The following is a 16,763-nucleotide window of genomic DNA, read 5'->3' on the forward strand; positions in this document are numbered from 1 at the left end:
GGCGGAGACTAGACGGGCTCGGGCGTGCTCGCGCGCGAGATCGACGCCTACCTCGACCATCTGGCGGTCGAGCGCGGCGCCGCGCGCAACACCCTCGGCGCCTATCGCCGTGATCTCGGCCGCTACCGGTCCTTTCTGGACGGCCGCGGCATCGACAGCCTGCGCGCGGTCACCCAGGGCGATGTCGCCGAGTTCACCATGGCGCTGCGCTCCGGCGGCGCCGATCACCCCCCGCTCGCGGCGGGCTCGGTGGCCAGGGCGCTGATCGCGGTCCGCGGCCTGCACAAGTTCGCCGCCGCGGAGGGCCTCACCGACACCGACGTCGCGCACGCGGTGAAACCGCCGGCGCCGGGGCGCCGTCTGCCCAAGGCGCTGCCCTACGACCAGGTGTTACGCCTGCTGGAGGCCGCGGGCGGGGAGGGCGACGCGGCCGACGGCGGTCCGCGCGGCCTGCGCGATCGCGCCCTGCTGGAACTGCTGTACTCCACCGGCGCCCGCATCTCCGAGATGGTCGGCCTCGACGTCGACGACATCGACGCCGGGCAGCGCTGCGTCGTGCTGCGCGGCAAGGGCGGCAAGCAGCGGCTGGTCCCCATCGGCCGTCCGGCGCTGGCGGCCGTGGACGCCTATCTGGTGCGGGGCAGGCCGAGCCTGGCGGCGAGCGGGAAGGGTTCCGGCGGCGCGCTGTTCCTCAACGCGCGCGGCGGCAGGCTCTCGCGGCAGAGCGCCTGGCAGGTGCTGCAGACCGCCGCCGAGCGGGCCGGAATCGGGGCCGCCGTCTCGCCGCACACCCTGCGGCATTCCTTCGCGACCCACCTGCTCGACGGCGGCGCGGACGTGCGCGTCGTGCAGGAACTGCTCGGCCACGCCTCGGTGACGACCACCCAGATCTACACGCTGGTCACGGTGAGCACACTGCGCGAAGTCTGGGCGACCGCGCACCCGAGGGCCAGGTGAACCGCCACCGGACAGTCATGTCCGGCGGGTATCGTGCGAACACGCCCGGCGTTGCCATGCTGTACCTCACCGGTCCGAGCGGTAGCGTCTACCCAGAGCTGGACCGTACGAAAGCGAGTCCCGGCCGAATCGGGCTCGCTACCCTCGACAGGGGATACCGGCAGGAAAACGTATAAGGAGCAGCGGATCGTGACGACAGCGGAAACACCGTGGGACGGTGGACCGGATCAGGTCGCCGAGGCCGTCGAGATGGGCCCGACCGGGCGCCCGCTGCGACTGGTACCCGAGCCACCGCAGGTGCAGCGTCACGGTGACGCGCTGGTGGTGGCCATGTGCAACCAGAAGGGCGGGGTCGGCAAGACCACCTCGACCATCAATCTCGGTGCCGCCCTGGCCGAATACGGCCGCCGCGTGCTGCTCGTCGACCTCGACCCGCAGGGTGCGCTCTCGGCCGGCCTCGGCGTGGCCCACCACGATCTCGACCTCACGGTGCACAACCTGCTGATCGGTGGGAAGGCCACCGTCGACGACGTCCTGCAGACCACCAAGGTCGAGGGAATGGACCTGCTGCCCAGCAACATCGACCTGTCCGCGGCCGAGATCCAGCTGGTCAACGAGGTGGGCCGGGAGCAGTCGCTGGGACGGGCGCTGGCCGGGGTCCGCGACCGCTACGACTACATCCTCATCGACTGCCAGCCCTCGCTCGGGCTGCTCACCGTCAACGCGCTGGCCTGCTCCGACGGCGTGATCATCCCGATGGAATGCGAGTACTTCTCGCTGCGCGGCCTGGCCCTGCTCAACGACACCGTCGAGAAGGTGCGCGACCGCCTCAACCCGCGACTGAGCCTGTACGGCATCGTGGTCACCATGTTCGACGCGCGGCTGCTGCATTCGCGCCAGGTGATGTCGCGGGTGGTCGAGGTGTTCGGCGACCTCGTCTACGACACCGCCATCTCGCGCACCGTGCGGTTCCCCGACGCCAGCGTCGCCGGCGAACCCATCACCACGTGGGCGCCGAAATCCGGCGGCGCCGAGTCGTATCGGGCGATGGCACGCGAGGTCATCCACCGGTCGGGCCGGTGATCGACGCTCGACCCGCGGTGCCCGAAGTCTCCGAAGAAGCGGCTCCTCCCGCCGAGAACACCGGTTTCCATCTGCGGCTGAAGAATTTCGAAGGGCCGTTCGATCTGCTGCTGACGCTGATCAGTTCGCGCAAACTCGACGTCACCGAGGTCGCGCTGCATCAGGTCACCGACGAGTTCATCGCCTACACGAAGGCGTTGACCGCCGACCTCGTCGAGAACACCAAGCTGCGCGCCGACAAGATCCTCGATCAGACCACCGAGTTCCTCGTCGTCGCGGCCACCCTGCTCGATCTCAAGGCGGCCCGGTTGCTGCCCTCGGGCGAGATGACCGACGCCGACGACCTGGAACTGCTCGACGCCCGCGACCTGCTGTTCGCCCGGCTGCTGCAGTACCGGGCGTTCAAACAGGTCGCGGAGCTGTTCGGGGAACTGGAATCGGCCGCGCTGCGCCGGTACCCGCGGTCGGTGGCGCTCGAGGAACAGTTCGAGGGCCTGCTGCCCGAGGTGACGCTCGGCGTCGACATCGCCGCGTTCGCCGAGATCGCCGCCGCCGCGTTCCGGCCACGCCCGATCGCCCAGGTCGGCCTCGGGCATCTGCACATGCACACCATCTCGGTCGCCGAGCAGGCCGAGCTGGTGCTGGCGCGGTTGAAGGAGCGCGGGCCCGGCGGCTGGACCACCTTCGCCGAGCTGGTCGAGGACTGCACCGCCCCGGTGGAAATCGTGGCCCGCTTCCTCGCGTTGCTCGAGTTGTACCGCGGCAAGACCATCGCGTTCGACCAGCCCGATCCGCTCGGCCCGCTGGCCGTGAGCTGGCTCGGCGAGCTGGACCCGGACGCCGAGGCGGCGGCCTTGACCTTCGAGGAGGATTACGGATGACCGAGGCAGTGGCGGAGTTCACTTCCGAGCCGCTCGACGACGGCGAACTGCGCTCGGCGCTCGAGGCCATGCTGCTCGTCGTCGACGCTCCCGCGCCGGTAGAACAGCTGGCCGCGGCCGTGGACGACACCGCCGAACGGGTCGAGGCGACGCTGCGGGCGATGTCGGCCGAGCTCACCGCGCGGGGCAGCGGCATCGACCTGCGTTTCGTCGGGGACGGCTGGCGCTTCTATACTCGACAGGAGTACGCGCCCTATGTCGAGCGTGTACTGCTCGACGGGGCCCGGACGAAGCTCACCCGGGCCGCCTTGGAAACCTTGGCGGTGATCGCCTACCGCCAGCCGGTGACCCGCACCAGGGTCAGCGCGGTGCGCGGGGTGAACGTCGACGGAGTGATGCGCACACTGCTCGCCAGGGGCCTGATCGCGGAAGCGGGTCAGGACCCGGAGACCAACGGCACGCTGTACCGCACCACCGAGTTGTTCCTCGAACGGATCGGGCTCGCCTCCCTCGGCGACCTGCCACCGCTGGCGCCGCTGCTTCCCGGCGTCGACCTGATCGATGAGATCAGCGAGAGCCTGGAGACCGACCCCCGGTTCACCAGGCTGCAGAAACCCGCCGAGTCCGACATGGACCTCGGCACCGACGATTGACAGGACAGATGAATAATTCCGCTCGCCGAGATGGCACACCGGATCGAAGAAGACGCACCGACCAGCCCCGTAGCGGCGCGAACCGGACCGCGGGAACCCGCGGCGGCACCGCGCGCACCGGGCAGGGCGGCGCCCGCGGCGAGGCCCCCGGCCGCCGCGGAACCGGCGCGGGCGGCTACTCCCGCGACACCGGCGCTCGCCGGGGCACGTCCGCGGGCGGCTACCAGCGCGACACCGAGTACGGCGGCCGCCGTGGCGGCTCGGCAGGCGGCTACCAGCGTGACGGCGAATCCGGCGGTCGCCGCGGCGCGTCCGCCGGGGGTTTCCAGCGTGACGGCGGTCGCCGTGGCGCAGGCGGCTACCAGCGCGACGACGCCGAGCGCGGCGGTCGTCCCGGCGCGCAGCCCCGTGGCGCCGCGCCGCGCGCGGGCGGCAACGCCCGTCCCACCACCGCGCAGGCGCCCGCCGCGCGCAAGAAGGCGGCCAAGCCGCAGCGCAAGGTGGTCGCGCCGACCATCCTGAACAACGCCAAGCCTGCGCGGCACCAGCATGCCGACACCGCCGAGGGCCCGAAGAAGCTGCCGTGGGGCGAGGGCGAACGCCTGCAGAAGGTGCTCGCCAAGGCGGGCGTGGCCTCGCGCCGCGCCGCCGAGGACATGATCGCGGCCGGTCGCGTCGAGGTCGACGGCAAGATCGTGCGTGAGCAGGGTCTGCGCGTCGACCCGGAGAACGCGGTCGTGCGCGTCGACGGCACCCGGGTCGTGGTGCGCGACGAGCTGGTGCACCTGGTGCTGAACAAGCCGCGCGGCTGGCAGTCGACCATGTCCGACGATCTGGGCCGCCCCTGCGTCGGCGATATCGTCGCCGAGCGGATCGCCGCCGGTCAGCGCCTGTTCCACGTCGGCCGTCTCGACGCCGACACCGAGGGCCTGCTGCTGCTGACCAACGACGGTGAGATGGCGCATCGCCTGATGCACCCCTCCTTCGAGGTGCCCAAGACCTACCTGGCCACCGTGCAGGGTGAGGTGAACTATCGCCTGATCAGCAAGCGCCTGCGCGACGGCGTCGAGCTCGAGGACGGTCCGGCCAAGGTCGACCGCTTCGCGCTGCTCGAGGCCCACGAGGGTCGTTCGCTGGTCAAGCTCGTGTTGCACGAGGGCCGCAAGCACATCGTGCGTAGGCTGCTCGACGAGGTCGGCCACCCGGTGATCCGGCTGGTGCGTACCCATCTGGGTCCGGTGGCGCTGGGCGACCAGCGGCCGGGCACGCTGCGAGTGCTCGGCCGGGACGAGATCGGCAAACTCTACGAGGCGGTGCAGTTGTGAACGGAGTGGATTCCCCGGTGGAGATCAGGAGCGACCGCATGACCGGCGACGGCACCCTGGTCGTCGCGATGGACGGTCCCTCCGGCACCGGCAAGTCCAGTGTGTCGCGCCGGCTGGCCACCCGTCTCGGGGCCCGCTACCTCGACACCGGCGCCATGTACCGGGTCGCCACGCTGCGCGTGCTGCGCGCCGGGGTCGACCTGACCGATCCGGTGGCGATCGCCGAGACCGTCGCGGCGCTGCCGTTGTCGATCGGCACCGACCCGGCCCACGAGGTGATCGAGCTCGACGGCGAGGACGTCTCGGCCGAGATCCGCGGCGACGCCGTCACCAAGGCCGTCTCCGCCGTGTCCGCCGTGGCCGAGGTGCGCGAGCAGCTCGTGGCCTCGCAGCGCGAGATCGCCGCCATGGCGGGCCGGATCGTGGTCGAGGGCCGCGACATCGGCACCGTGGTGCTCACCGGCGCCGACGCCAAGATCTACCTGACCGCCTCCGCGGAGGCGCGCGCCCAGCGGCGCAACGCCCAGAACATCCGCGAGGGACGCGGCGACGACTACGCGGCCGTGCTGGCCGACGTGCAGCGCCGCGACACCCTCGATTCCACCCGCACGGTGTCGCCGCTGCGCCCCGCAGCCGACGCGGTGCTCGTCGACACCAGCGAACTGACGATGGATCAGACCATCGACGAGCTCTACCGCGTGGTGGCCCAGCAGCTTTCGGCCACGACAGGAGGGTCGCGATGATCGACGAAGAGGTACTGGTCGGAGACGGCACCTGGAACGACGAAACCGACTGGGAGATCGCCGATCTCGAAGGTGAGCACGAGGACGGCGAGCATCTCGCGATGCCGACCGTCGCCGTGGTCGGCCGCCCGAACGTGGGCAAGTCGACCCTGGTGAACCGCATCCTCGGGCGCCGCGAGGCCGTCGTCGAGGACATTCCCGGCGTCACCCGCGACCGCATCTCCTACGAGGCGAGCTGGACCGGGCGCCGATTCCTGGTGCAGGACACCGGCGGCTGGGAGCCCGACGCCAAGGGCCTGCAGCAGCACGTCGCCCGGCAGGCCGAGGTGGCGATGGAGACCGCCGACGCGATCCTGCTCGTCGTCGACGCGACCGTCGGCGCCACCGCCACCGACGAGGCCGCGGTGCGCAAGCTGCGCCGCTCCAAGATCCCGGTGATCCTGGTGGCCAACAAGGTCGACGACCAGAAGGCCGAACTCGAGGCGGCCAGCCTGTGGTCGCTCGGCCTGGGCGAGCCGCGGATGGTGTCGGCCGCGCACGGCCGGGGCACCGGCGATCTGCTCGATGATGTGCTCGCCGCGCTGCCCGAGACCCCGCGCGAGGGCACCGGGGTGGCAGGGCCGCGCCGCGTCGCGCTGGTCGGCAAGCCGAATGTCGGCAAGTCGAGCCTGCTCAACAAGCTTTCCGGTGACGAGCGCTCGGTGGTCCACGATGTCGCGGGCACCACGGTCGACCCGGTCGACTCGCTCGTCGAACTCGGCGGCAAGATCTGGAAGTTCGTCGACACCGCCGGGCTGCGGCGCAAGGTGTCCAACGCCTCGGGCACCGAGTTCTACGCCTCGCTGCGCACCAAGTCGGCGCTGGAGGCCTCCGAGGTCGCGATCATGCTGATCGACGCCTCGGTGCCGATCACCGAGCAGGACCTGCGCGTGATCAGCCTGGTCGCCGACTCCGGTCGCGCGCTGGTGCTGGCGTTCAACAAGTGGGACCTGGTCGACGAGGACCGCCGCTACATGCTCGAGCGCGAGATCGACCGCGATCTGGTGCGGGTGCCGTGGGCGCAGCGGGTCAACATCTCCGCCCACACCGGCCGCGCCGTGCAGAAGCTGGTGCCGCAGATGGAGACCGCGCTCGAGTCCTGGGACAAGCGCATCTCCACCGGCCGCCTGAACACCTGGCTCAAGGAAGTCATCGCGGCCACCCCGCCGCCGATGCGCGGCGGCCGCCAGCCCCGCGTCCTGTTCGCCACCCAGGCGGGCACCCGCCCGCCGACCTTCGTGCTGTTCACCACCGGTTTCCTCGAGGCGGGCTACCGCCGCTTCCTGGAGCGCCGCCTGCGCGAGGAATTCGGCTTCGACGGCTCGCCCGTGCGCATCTCGGTGCGCGTGCGCGAGAAGAAGGACCGCAAGAAGTAGATCGACGATCCGACGGTGAGCCCCGGGCATTCCAGCCCGGGGCTCACTGCGTCGGGTAGCAGGGAATCGCCTGGGCGGCCGCGTCTGCCGCGCACCCGGCGAGCGAGGGCTGATAATCGCCTGAGAACCACCGGAGCGGGACACCTCGGCGCGCTCCGGCGCGTTGACAAGGCACGAGGTCCTGTGCGGCCCGGCAAGGAGTGCGTCATGAGTCTCATCGGAACCGTGGTCGGCTATCTGCTGACGGTGTTCATCGTGTTGCTGCTCGTCCGGATGGTGCTGGACTGGGCGGATCTGCTCGGCAAGCTGCCGCCCTGGGCGGGCAAGGCACGGTCGGTGGTGTATGCCGCGACGGAGCCGGTACTGGCGCCCGTCCGCCGGATCCTGCCCCCGGTGCGGCTCGGCGGAACCGCCCTGGATCTGGCCTTCACCGTGGTGTTCATCGTGGCGCTGATCCTGCGCTCGGTGGCGTTCAGCCTGTAGCCGTGGTCAGGCGCTCAGCACGCGGTCGAGCAGGTGATCGACGAGTTGTGCTGCGCGAGAAGCGAAGTCGTCATTGGTGAGCATGCCCTGGGCCAGCCCCGCGACCGCGAACAGGATCACCTCGGCATCGGCGACGACCACCCGATCGTCGGCGCCGCTGCCGCGTAGTGCGCGCAGCTGGGCCGCCACCGCGTCGATGATGTAGTTCGGCGTCTCGACGGTGTCGGCGGATTCCAGATCGGGACCGGTGAGCGTGGCCGCGTGGAAGATACCGAGGATCACCGCGTTCCGCCTGCTCGCCTCGTCGAGCGGCAGGAGCCCGAGCAGTATCGTCCGCACGATCTCGCGCGGGCCCGCGCCCGGCCCCAGTGTCGCGAGCGCCGCGTGCAGCCGCGCGCCCGAATCCTCGACCGTGGCGCGGTGCGTGGCCAGCAGGAATTCGCGCTTGGTGCCGAAGTAATACTGCACCGATCGCACCGAAACCCCTGCCTCGGCGGCCACCGACTGGAACGTGGCCGCGTCCAGCCCACCCCGGGCGATCACCCGGCGCGCCGCACCGGTGATCGCGCGCCGGCGTTCTTCGTGATCGGCCAATCGTGGCACCCATGCCTCCTGTGTCTCGCTGTGCGGCGGATCTTGATGGTACGCGCATATCATTTTCGTGGTACGGTCATATCATCAACGAGGAACGGGGTGGATATGGCCAAGATCGGCAAGTTCAAGAACGACAAGGCGCGCGAGGAGTATCTGCGGGCCTACCGCGCACTCGAGCGAGAGATGCCGGTGCCGTCGACGACGTCCGACATCGGCACCTCGTTCGGGACGACCCGGGTTCGCGAAGCCGGTCAGGGGGAGGGGGTTCCGCTCGTGCTGTTGCACTCGCTCGGCGCGAACAGCCTGGCCTGGAACCATGTGATCGAGGACCTCGCCCGTGATCGCGTGGTCTACATGCCGGAGATGATCGGCGTGCCCGGGCTCAGTGTGCAGACCGCGCCGATCGACGAGAAGGGCTTCGGTACGTGGTTCGGCGATCTCCTGGATGGCCTCGGCCTCGAGCGGGTGCACCTGGTCGGGTACTCCCAGGGCGGCTGGCAGGCGATGGTGATCGGAGCTGAGCAGCAACACAGGCTGGCGAGCCTGACCGTGATCGAGCCGGGCGGCACGTTGACCAAGGTCAGGTGGAGCGTGCTGTGGACGATGATCAAGGTCGGCGCGCGGCCGACCGACAAGAACCTGCGCAGGATGAACGCCTGGCTCAACCCCGGCGTCACGCTGTCCGACGCCGAGTTCGCCGGTGTCAAGGCCTCGCTCGGCTATGTGCCCGCGATCGGGTTCCCGAAGATGTTCACCGACGAGCGCCTGGCGACGCTCACGATGCCGACGCTGTGGCTGTTCGGGTCGGAGTCGTTGGTCGTGGACGCCGCGCTCGCCGGCCGGCGCCTGCGCGCGAATGTCTCCACGCCCGAGATCGAGGTGTTCGCCGGCGCGGGGCACGGCATCTTCCACCAGATCCCGGACCGAGTCACCGCGCGCGTTCTGGACTTCACCCGTCGCTACGACGCCACCGTCACCCGTCGCGGCGAGTGAACGACCGCCCGTTCGCGCCGAGCGTCTGCCGCCGGTGAGCAGCCGAACCGGTGCTCCTACTCCGCGATCCGCGTGGCGTCGTCCAAGGGGCGGGTGATCGCCCAGAGCCGGGTGAAGGTGCAGGTCGCGATCTTCCATTCGCCGTTCTCGAGGCGGTATTCGTCGGCGTATTCGCCGGTGGCGACGGTTTCGGTGCGTTCGATCAGGTTGACCTGGCGGAAGCGCAGGGTCCAGCTGCCGGTCGCCGTGCCGTCCTCGCCGACGGTGATGTCGGGGTGGACGCCGTGGTGCATGTCGAGGATCGCGTGCTTGCCGTCGACCTTCTGCAGAGCGATGGAAGCGAACACGGCGGCCATGCCGTCGGCGTCCATCGCGCCCAGCTCGCCGTAGTCCAGCGCCGAGCCGGCCGCGACGAAGCAGTCGCGGAAGCCCACGGGGTCCTTGGCGTCGCACGCGCGGAAGTAGCGGTGCTTGAGCGCGATGATCGACTCGATCGCCGCCAGCCGGGCGAGGTGGCGGGCCGTGTCGTCGGTGGTGGTTGCCGTCATGCGCCTCACGGTACGGCTGGGCCGGCCGACCCGCTCGAGTATTCTCCCGCTCATCGGGACCGGGCTCGGCCTGCGCACGCGGGATTCTGCCCGCGTCCAGCCGTGCGCGTGGCGGTCGAGCGGTTCGCGGCGGGTGGACGGGAAGCCCGCCGTTCGTAGCCGGTCGCGCTCGCGCGCGGACGCCACCTACTGGTCATCGGTGCCTTCGATGCGCCACCGGGTGAGAACCGCGCGGACACAGGGTGTTTCGGCGAGGGCGTCCGCGGTGTCGGCGAAGGCCGAGTCCGGGGCACGGTGGGTGAGGATGATCAGCCGGGCGTCGGGGCCGTCGTGCTCCTGACGTACCCGGGCGATGCTGACGCCATGGGCGGCGAAAACGGTGGCGACCCGGGCCAACGCGCCCGCGTGATCGGTGACCGAGAGATTGAGGTAGTAGCGGGTGGGGGTGTCGCCGAGCGGGGCGAGGGGGAGTTCGGCGTAGTAGGAGGCGCGCGGGGCCCGGCCGCCGTGCACCCGATTGCGCGCCGCCGTGATCAGGTCACCGAGCAGGGCCGAGGCGGTGGCGGCGGGGGTGGTGGCGCCGTAGAACATCAGCCTGCCCGCGGCCGCCGCGTCGACAGCCACCGCGCCGAAGGGCGCCGCCACCCCGGCCAGCGGGTCGGCGGCGGGCAGCAGCGCCGGATGCACCCGCACCGAGATCTGTTCCTTGCCACCGGCTCCGGGATGCTCGACGACCCGTGAGCACACGACGAGGGTGCGCAGGCTCAGGCCGAGCGCCGCGGCGACAGCGAGGTCGTAGCTGGGCGCGGGCCCGGGATTCTCGACGTAGACCTCGCCCACCTCGACCCTGGTGTGGAAGGCCAGCGTCGCCAGGATCGCCGCCTGCTCGGCGATGCCACGGCCGGGCTCGCCGGGGAACACGCCGAGCACCTGGTGCACCCGGTCGCCCGCGAGCGACTGGGTGAGCGGCCGCACCACCGGGACCCCGCCGGCCACCGCCGCTTCGAAACACAGGTCGGCGCCGTGCTGTTCGGCCGCGGCGGCCAGCCGGGGACCGTGCTCGGCGATCAGCGCGGTGTTCGCGGTGATCACCGACCGCCCGTGCCGCAGCGCGTCGAGCACCGCGGTGACCGTGCCCGCGTCCTCGGTCGCGTCGACCACCAGCTCCGGCTCCCCGTCGAGCGTGAGCTCCGCTCCGGCGCGTTCGCGCAGGTCGCCGCCGGTCGCCCGGAGAATGCGCACGACCTCCTCGGCCAGCGGGCCCGCGCCGAGAACGGCGACACCGAGCGTGGGTCGAGGGGAACGGAAGAGCTGATGGGTCATGGGGATTCGCCTAACCGCCGAGAGATGCCGAGCCGGGAACGAACGCCGCTCGCGCCACCCCCGTGCTGCCCAGTATCGCGGCCGAAACGATTCGGCGGCAGTCGTTTTCACCACGAATCTGCACAGTCGTGCCAGAAATCCCTGGATACTCGGAAGGGTCGCGCGCGGAACACGCGTGGACGAGCAGGGGAGAGGACACGGTATGGCCCTGGTTGTGCAGAAATTCGGCGGATCATCGGTGGCGAGCGCGGAGCGGATCCGGCGGGTCGCCGAGCGGATCGTGGAGACGAAGAAGCAGGGTCACGATGTGGTGGTGGTCTGCTCGGCCATGGGCGACACCACCGATGAACTGCTCGACCTGGCGGGACAGGTGGCGCCCGCGCCACCGCCCCGGGAGATGGACATGCTGCTCACCTCCGGGGAGCGCATCTCGAATGCCCTGGTGGCCATGGCGATCCACTCGCTCGGCGCCGAGGCCAGGTCGCTGACCGGTTCGCAGGCCGGGGTGATCACCACCGGTGCGCACGGCAACGCCAAGATCATCCAGGTGGATCCGGACCGGGTCCGGCGCGCCCTCGACGATGGGGAGATCGTGCTGGTCGCCGGGTTCCAGGGCGTCAGCCAGGACAGTCGCGACGTCACCACCCTGGGGCGCGGCGGCTCCGACACGACCGCCGTCGCGCTGGCCGCGGCACTGCGCGCCGACGTCTGCGAGATCTACACCGATGTCGACGGGGTGTTCACCGCCGACCCGCGCATCGTCTCCGACGCGCAGAAGCTCGACCAGGTCTCCTACGAGGAGATGCTCGAGATGGCGGCCTGCGGATCGAAGGTCCTGATGCTGCGCTGTGTGGAGTACGCGCGGCGCTATCACGTTCCGGTGCACGTGCGTTCGTCCTACACCGACACCATCGGCACCACGGTGTTCGGTTCCATGGCCGACATCCCCGCCGACCAGGCGGTGCTGACCGGCGTCGCGCACGACCGCGGCGAGGCCAAGATCACCGTCGTCGGGCTGCCCGACGAACCCGGCTACGCGGCACAGGTCTTCCGGGCGGTCGCCGACGCCGAGATCGGCATCGACATGGTCGTGCAGAACACCGGCACCGGCCGCACCGACATCACCTTCACCCTGCCCGCCGCCGACGGCGCCAGGGCGCTGGCCCTGCTGCGGGAACGCCGGGCCGACATCGGATTCACCGATGTGCGCTACGACGACCGCGTCGGCAAGGTGTCGCTGATCGGCGCCGGCATGAAGAACCATCCCGGCGTCACCGCGACGTTCTGCGAGGCGCTGGCGGAGGCGGGCATCAACCTCGACCTCATCGCCACCTCGGAGATCCGCATCTCGGTGCTGGTGCGCGACACCGAGCTCGACGACGCGGTGCGCGTGCTGCACCGCGCCTTCGATCTGGGCGGCGCCGAGGTCGCGGTGGTGCACGGCGGAACGGGACGTTGACCCCCGACTGATCGAACGGTAACTTACCGTTTAGTCAATCGAGACGGAGGTTCCTGTGAGCGCACGGCTGAACTCGTACACCCGGGCCGGTTTCCGGTTCGACGTGCTGGACACCGGCCCGGTGGACGGCCCGGTCGTCGTCGCGCTGCACGGCTTTCCGCAGACCGCGACGTCGTTCACCGAGTTCAGCGCGCTGCTCGCGGACCGCGGCTACCGCACCGTCGCGCCGACCCAGCGTGGCTACTCACCCGGGGCCAGGCCGCGCGGCCGGGCCGCCTACCGGATGCCGGAACTCGTCGCCGACGTGGTCGAGCTGATCCGCGAGATCGACCGGGGCCCGGTGCATCTGGTCGGCCACGACTGGGGCGCGATGGTGGCGTGGTCGCTCGCGGCGGCCCGGCCCGATCTGGTCCGGACGCTGGTGACGGTGTCGGTGCCGCATCCGGGCGCGTTCCTGCGCTCCATGGTCACCAGCGATCAGCTGTTCCGCTCGTTCTATATGGGACTGTTCCAGATCCCGGTGCTGCCGGAACGGCTGCTGACCGCGCGGCCGGACGTGCTGGACCGGGCGCTGACCGGGACCGGGATGACGCCGGAGGTGCTGGCGCGCGTGCACAGCGAGATCGTCGACACGGGTGCGCTGCCCACGGCGCTGAACTGGTACCGCGCGCTGGTGGTGCCCGGTAATCGGACCCTGTCGACGGTGCCGGTGCGGGTGCCGGTGACGCACGTGTGGAGCACCGGTGACACCGCGCTGACCCGCCGCGGTGCCGAGCTGACCGAGCGCTTCGTCATCGGTGACTACCGCCTGGCGGTGGTCGACGACGCCTCGCACTGGCTGCCCGACGAGCGCCCGCTGGCGCTCGCCGATCTGGTCACCCAGCGGATCGAGTCGGTTCCGGTCAGCTGATCGGCGCCGCCAGCGGCCGCAGGGCCTCGGCGGTGGCCGGGATCAGCGGCGCGCGCCGCACCCGCGCGGCGAGCTGCTCGGTGATGCGCAGCCGAACCCCCGGCCACTCGTCGGTCAGGATCGAATAGAACGCGGTGTCGCGGACCGCGCCGTCGAGTCCGCGCGAATGCGCCCGGCGCACACCGTCGCTCACCGCGCCGAGGCGCTCGATCGCGGCCCGCGAACGCAGGTTGCGGGCGTCGGCGCGCAGGGTCACCCGGCGCACGGCCCACCCGTCGAAGGCATGGGTGAGCATGAGCAGCTTGGCCTCGAGGTTCACCACGCCGCCGCGCGCGGCGGGCGTGAGCCAGGTGTTGCCGATCTCGACGGCGTCCGGGATCGACCCGCCGGGCAGCGCCGTGGTCGGCTCGGCCGCCAAGGGCCAGGTCAGCGGGCCCTGCCAGTAGTCGAGCCGGGTGAATCTGGTCGCCCCGACCACGCAATCGTCGTCGACGGTGACGATCGCGAACGCCAGCGTGGTGCCCGCCAGCTGCGCGGCCTCGGCCTGGAAGACATAGGTGCGCGCCTCCTGTTCACCGTGCGGGACGATGGTGAATCCGGCCGGGCCGAGCGCGGCGGCCGCCGCGGCCAGGCCGGGAACATGGTGCGGTGCGAGGGGTTCCAGCCGTGCGATGCGGCCGTGGAGGATAACGGGTGCGGGCATGGTGACCGGCGTCCTTCGTCTGAGAGGGTCGCCGAATGCACGAGGCGTGGATCTCACGCGGCACGTGATTGCGGCGAAGCGACACGAACGATCCAGCAGCATCGAAAAATGACTGGATGGACGATAGCGGATGCCACGCGTTCGCCAGCACGAACCGGCGAGATGTCGGAGCCGAAAATTTCGCCTACCGCTTCGCGGGGGCGGATGGTTACGGTGCCGTGAAGAACGACGATCTCGGTCGCGGCGGGGTCGCAGTGTCTGGGGACACGTTTGCGCACGTCAGAGCCGTAACGGTTGTATAAATCACACGGTTGTGCGCATGCTGGGCAAACGTCCGATTGGTCGGATGTTTCGCCAGTTCCGAGGCCTGTTCGCCGGAAATGTAACGGGCGTTATCGTATCGTGTCGAACTGGTGTTCTATGTGACGCAGATCACAACGTCTGTCAATCGTTTCTGATAGGTGGCACGCTCGTAATTGCTGAACGTTAACCGTTCGTGATCAAACGGCAGGGTCGACGCGGACCCCGCCGTCGCGAACGACCCGCCCGTCCGCTCCGGCGCGAAGGGCCACGCACGATCCATTGCGGATCACCTACCGGCCGCGTCGGGACGGCTGCCCGGAAGGGACCTCATGGTTATGAGCAGCATCTACTTCGAACCGAAGAGCAAACTGTCAGTTACCGGTCGCGAGCGCCGCGACGCCGCGACATCGGACGCCGATGCCAGCATGGCGCCCCTGGCGATGCCGGGCCTGATCATCGGCCTGCTCCTGGTCGGCCTCGGCCTCGCCGCCCTGGTACGCCTGGGGGATTGGGTCGGCGACTACGGACCCGTGCTCGTCGGCCTGGCCTACGTGATGTATCTGGGGGCCGCGGGCTGGCTCCTGTGCTGGAGCGCGCTCACCGTCCGATCCCTGCATCGCCACTGATCAACCCACTCCCAGGAGCCGTCGTGCGCACGCGCACGACGGCTCTGGCGTCTCGCGGGTCAGGCCTGCGGCGGGTCGACGAAGATGTCGTACTCGAGTTCGCCCGCGCCGCCGTAGCCGGACAGGTCGGTGACGCCGTGCTCGCGCAGCACGTCGACGTCGAGGAAGGTGTTGCCGGTCGTCGTGCGCGCGTCGCTGCCCAGGATCGCGATCGCGGCGTCCGCCACGATCTCCGGGGTCCGCGCCTTGGCGATCGCCTCGTCACCGCCGAGCAGATTCTGCACCGCCGCGGTCGCGATGAGCGTCTCGGGCCACAGGCAGTTCGCGGCGACGCCGTGCTCGGCGTACTCGGCGGCCCAGCCCAGCGTGAGCAGCGACATCCCGTACTTGGCCACCATGTAGGCCGGGTGCGAGCCGAGCCAGCGCGGCGCCAGGTTCAGCGGCGGGGACAGGCTCAGGATGTGCGCGTTCGGGCTGCGCCGCAGATGCGGCAGGCAGGTGCTGGAGAGCAGGTAGGTGCCCCGGATCTGGATCTGCTGCATCAGGTCGAAGCGCTTGACCGGCAGCTCCTCGGTGGCGGCCAGGGCGATCGCCGAGGCGTTGTTGACGCAGTAGTCGATGCCGCCGAAGCGCTCGACCGTGCGGGCGACGGCCTCCCGCACCGACGCCTCGTCCCTGACGTCGCCGACGACGGCCAGCGCCTGCCCGCCGGCGGCCTCGATCTCGGCGGCCGCGGTGTGGATGGTGCCTGGCAGACGGGGATCGGGGACATCGGTCTTGGCCAGCAGGGCGATGTTGGCGCCCTGGCGTGCCGCGGCGACGGCGATCGCGAGGCCGATGCCGCGGCTGCCGCCGGACATGATCATCGTGCGCCCGGCCAGGGGGAAGGCGGCGGTCATGGGGGAGCTCCTTGTCGTCGGCGGTGCCGTGCGGCGGCTGATGCCACGGAACGTTACATATTCAAGACAGTCGTGGCAATAGTGAAATATGTAGACTCGACCTCGTGCAACACCTCGTGACCGGCCCCGATACCGGTATTCGTCCGGTCTCGGCCCGCTCGGCACTGGTCCGTATCCTCATCGCCGCCGACTCGCCGACGATGACCTCCCGGCAGATCTGCGCGTCCACCACCGCCGTCGGTTATCCGGAGTCGACCGTGCGGGTGGCGGTCTCGCGGATGGTCGCCGCGGGCGAACTGCGCCGCGAGAACCGCGCGTACACCCTCGCCCCCGGCCTGCGCGCACGGCGGGTGGAGCTCGCCGCGCCGCCGGAGCGGCCGTGGGACGGGGAGTGGGAGCAGGTCGTCGTCACGGCGGGCGGGCGCCCCGCCGCCGAGCGCGCGACACTGCGCACGACCCTGCTGGGGCTGCGGCTGTCCGAGCTCAGGGAAGGCGTCTGGATGCGTCCGGCCAACCTCGAGCGGGTCTGGCCCGCCGCGCTGGACGACGTCGCGATCCGCCTGCGCACCTGCCCCGTCGACGATCCGGCGCGCCTGGCCGCGCGCCTGTGGTCGCTGGCCGACTGGTCCGCGCGCGGCCACGCGCTGCTGGAGGCCATCGAAACGCCCGACCCCACAGCGAAATTCGCGGCCGTGTGCGCCGGTCTCGACCATCTCACCACCGATCCCGTGCTGCCCGTCGACCTGCGTCCCGCCGGCTGGCCGTCGGCCGACCTGCGCGCGGTGACGGCCGGCTATCTCGCCTGGTTCGCCACGTTGAGCAGGGAATCCGCTCCGTCGTAGCCGTTCCGGTTTCGGCTGTGCGC

The 16,763-nt window shown here is 70.6% G+C and carries 18 protein-coding genes; 13 read left to right on the forward strand and 5 right to left on the reverse strand.

Annotated elements, in window-relative coordinates:
- Positions 1-24 precede the first annotated feature (24 nt).
- From xerD to DFR69_RS29360, 8 genes are all read left to right on the forward strand, one after another.
- Entirely contained in the window at positions 25-957 is a 933-nt protein-coding gene (gene xerD, locus DFR69_RS29325) for a site-specific tyrosine recombinase XerD (protein WP_110040915.1), read from the forward strand.
- Positions 958-1,206: 249 nt separating this feature from the next.
- Positions 1,207-2,040: a ParA family protein gene (locus DFR69_RS29330; protein ID WP_110041051.1), complete on the forward strand. Its 834-nt coding sequence runs from the start codon at positions 1,207-1,209 to the stop codon at positions 2,038-2,040.
- Positions 2,037-2,921, forward strand: a complete 885-nt coding sequence (locus DFR69_RS29335; RefSeq protein WP_373867131.1) for a segregation and condensation protein A — start codon at positions 2,037-2,039, stop codon at positions 2,919-2,921. The genes DFR69_RS29330 and DFR69_RS29335 overlap by 4 nt, the downstream gene beginning before the upstream one ends.
- Positions 2,918-3,574: an SMC-Scp complex subunit ScpB gene (scpB, locus tag DFR69_RS29340; RefSeq protein WP_110040917.1), complete on the forward strand. Its 657-nt coding sequence runs from the start codon at positions 2,918-2,920 to the stop codon at positions 3,572-3,574. Before DFR69_RS29335 ends, scpB begins: the two co-directional genes overlap by 4 nt.
- Before the next feature lie 8 nt (positions 3,575-3,582).
- Entirely contained in the window at positions 3,583-4,899 is a 1,317-nt protein-coding gene (locus DFR69_RS29345; RefSeq protein ID WP_110040918.1) for a pseudouridine synthase, read from the forward strand.
- 38 nt (positions 4,900-4,937) lie between these two features.
- Positions 4,938-5,642, forward strand: a complete 705-nt coding sequence (cmk, locus tag DFR69_RS29350; RefSeq protein ID WP_110041052.1) for a (d)CMP kinase — start codon at positions 4,938-4,940, stop codon at positions 5,640-5,642.
- Positions 5,639-7,057, forward strand: a complete 1,419-nt coding sequence (gene der, locus DFR69_RS29355; RefSeq protein ID WP_110040919.1) for a ribosome biogenesis GTPase Der — start codon at positions 5,639-5,641, stop codon at positions 7,055-7,057. The genes cmk and der overlap by 4 nt, the downstream gene beginning before the upstream one ends.
- A 207-nt stretch (positions 7,058-7,264) precedes the next feature.
- Positions 7,265-7,540 (forward strand): YggT family protein, encoded by a 276-nt coding sequence (locus DFR69_RS29360; RefSeq protein WP_110041053.1) that lies wholly within the window; start codon positions 7,265-7,267, stop codon positions 7,538-7,540.
- Between the two features lie 6 nt (positions 7,541-7,546).
- Here the strand turns inward: DFR69_RS29360 and DFR69_RS29365 are convergent, their stop codons facing one another.
- A complete protein-coding gene (locus DFR69_RS29365; protein WP_110040920.1) occupies positions 7,547-8,143 on the reverse strand; it encodes a TetR/AcrR family transcriptional regulator in 597 nt (198 codons plus the stop codon).
- Between the two features lie 21 nt (positions 8,144-8,164).
- Between DFR69_RS29365 and DFR69_RS29370 the strand changes: the two genes are divergently transcribed.
- Positions 8,165-9,127 carry an alpha/beta fold hydrolase gene (locus DFR69_RS29370; RefSeq protein ID WP_110040921.1) on the forward strand — a complete coding sequence of 321 codons (963 nt, stop codon included), beginning with the start codon at positions 8,165-8,167 and terminating at the stop codon, positions 9,125-9,127.
- A gap of 56 nt (positions 9,128-9,183) precedes the next feature.
- Here the strand turns inward: DFR69_RS29370 and DFR69_RS29375 are convergent, their stop codons facing one another.
- Complete coding sequence (locus DFR69_RS29375; RefSeq protein WP_110040922.1) at positions 9,184-9,675, reverse strand: nuclear transport factor 2 family protein; 492 nt, start codon at positions 9,673-9,675, stop codon at positions 9,184-9,186.
- Between the two features lie 186 nt (positions 9,676-9,861).
- The gene (locus DFR69_RS29380; protein WP_110040923.1) at positions 9,862-10,998 is read right to left on the reverse strand and encodes an ACT domain-containing protein; all 1,137 of its coding nucleotides are present in this window, start codon (positions 10,996-10,998) and stop codon (positions 9,862-9,864) included.
- Positions 10,999-11,200: 202 nt separating this feature from the next.
- Here DFR69_RS29380 and DFR69_RS29385 point away from each other — a divergent pair, with 202 nt between their 5' ends.
- Entirely contained in the window at positions 11,201-12,457 is a 1,257-nt protein-coding gene (locus DFR69_RS29385) for an aspartate kinase (RefSeq protein WP_110040924.1), read from the forward strand.
- A 55-nt stretch (positions 12,458-12,512) separates the two neighbouring features.
- Positions 12,513-13,367: an alpha/beta fold hydrolase gene (locus DFR69_RS29390; RefSeq protein WP_110040925.1), complete on the forward strand. Its 855-nt coding sequence runs from the start codon at positions 12,513-12,515 to the stop codon at positions 13,365-13,367.
- Here the strand turns inward: DFR69_RS29390 and DFR69_RS29395 are convergent.
- Positions 13,360-14,070, reverse strand: coding sequence for a GNAT family N-acetyltransferase (locus DFR69_RS29395; RefSeq protein WP_110040926.1), 711 nt, complete (start codon positions 14,068-14,070; stop codon positions 13,360-13,362). The two genes, DFR69_RS29390 and DFR69_RS29395, sit on opposite strands and share 8 nt — an antisense overlap.
- 638 nt (positions 14,071-14,708) lie before the next feature.
- Between DFR69_RS29395 and DFR69_RS29400 the strand changes: the two genes are divergently transcribed.
- Positions 14,709-14,999 carry a hypothetical protein gene (locus DFR69_RS29400; RefSeq protein WP_110040927.1) on the forward strand — a complete coding sequence of 97 codons (291 nt, stop codon included), beginning with the start codon at positions 14,709-14,711 and terminating at the stop codon, positions 14,997-14,999.
- Between the two features lie 59 nt (positions 15,000-15,058).
- Here the strand turns inward: DFR69_RS29400 and DFR69_RS29405 are convergent, their stop codons facing one another.
- Positions 15,059-15,898 (reverse strand): SDR family oxidoreductase, encoded by an 840-nt coding sequence (locus tag DFR69_RS29405; protein ID WP_110040928.1) that lies wholly within the window; start codon positions 15,896-15,898, stop codon positions 15,059-15,061.
- Positions 15,899-16,002: 104 nt separating this feature from the next.
- Here DFR69_RS29405 and DFR69_RS29410 point away from each other — a divergent pair, with 104 nt between their 5' ends.
- Positions 16,003-16,740: a PaaX domain-containing protein, C- domain protein gene (locus DFR69_RS29410; protein ID WP_244198522.1), complete on the forward strand. Its 738-nt coding sequence runs from the start codon at positions 16,003-16,005 to the stop codon at positions 16,738-16,740.
- Positions 16,741-16,763: the final 23 nt, after the last annotated feature.

The organism is Nocardia neocaledoniensis (assembly GCF_003182135.1).
Lineage (GTDB): Bacteria > Actinomycetota > Actinomycetes > Mycobacteriales > Mycobacteriaceae > Nocardia > Nocardia neocaledoniensis.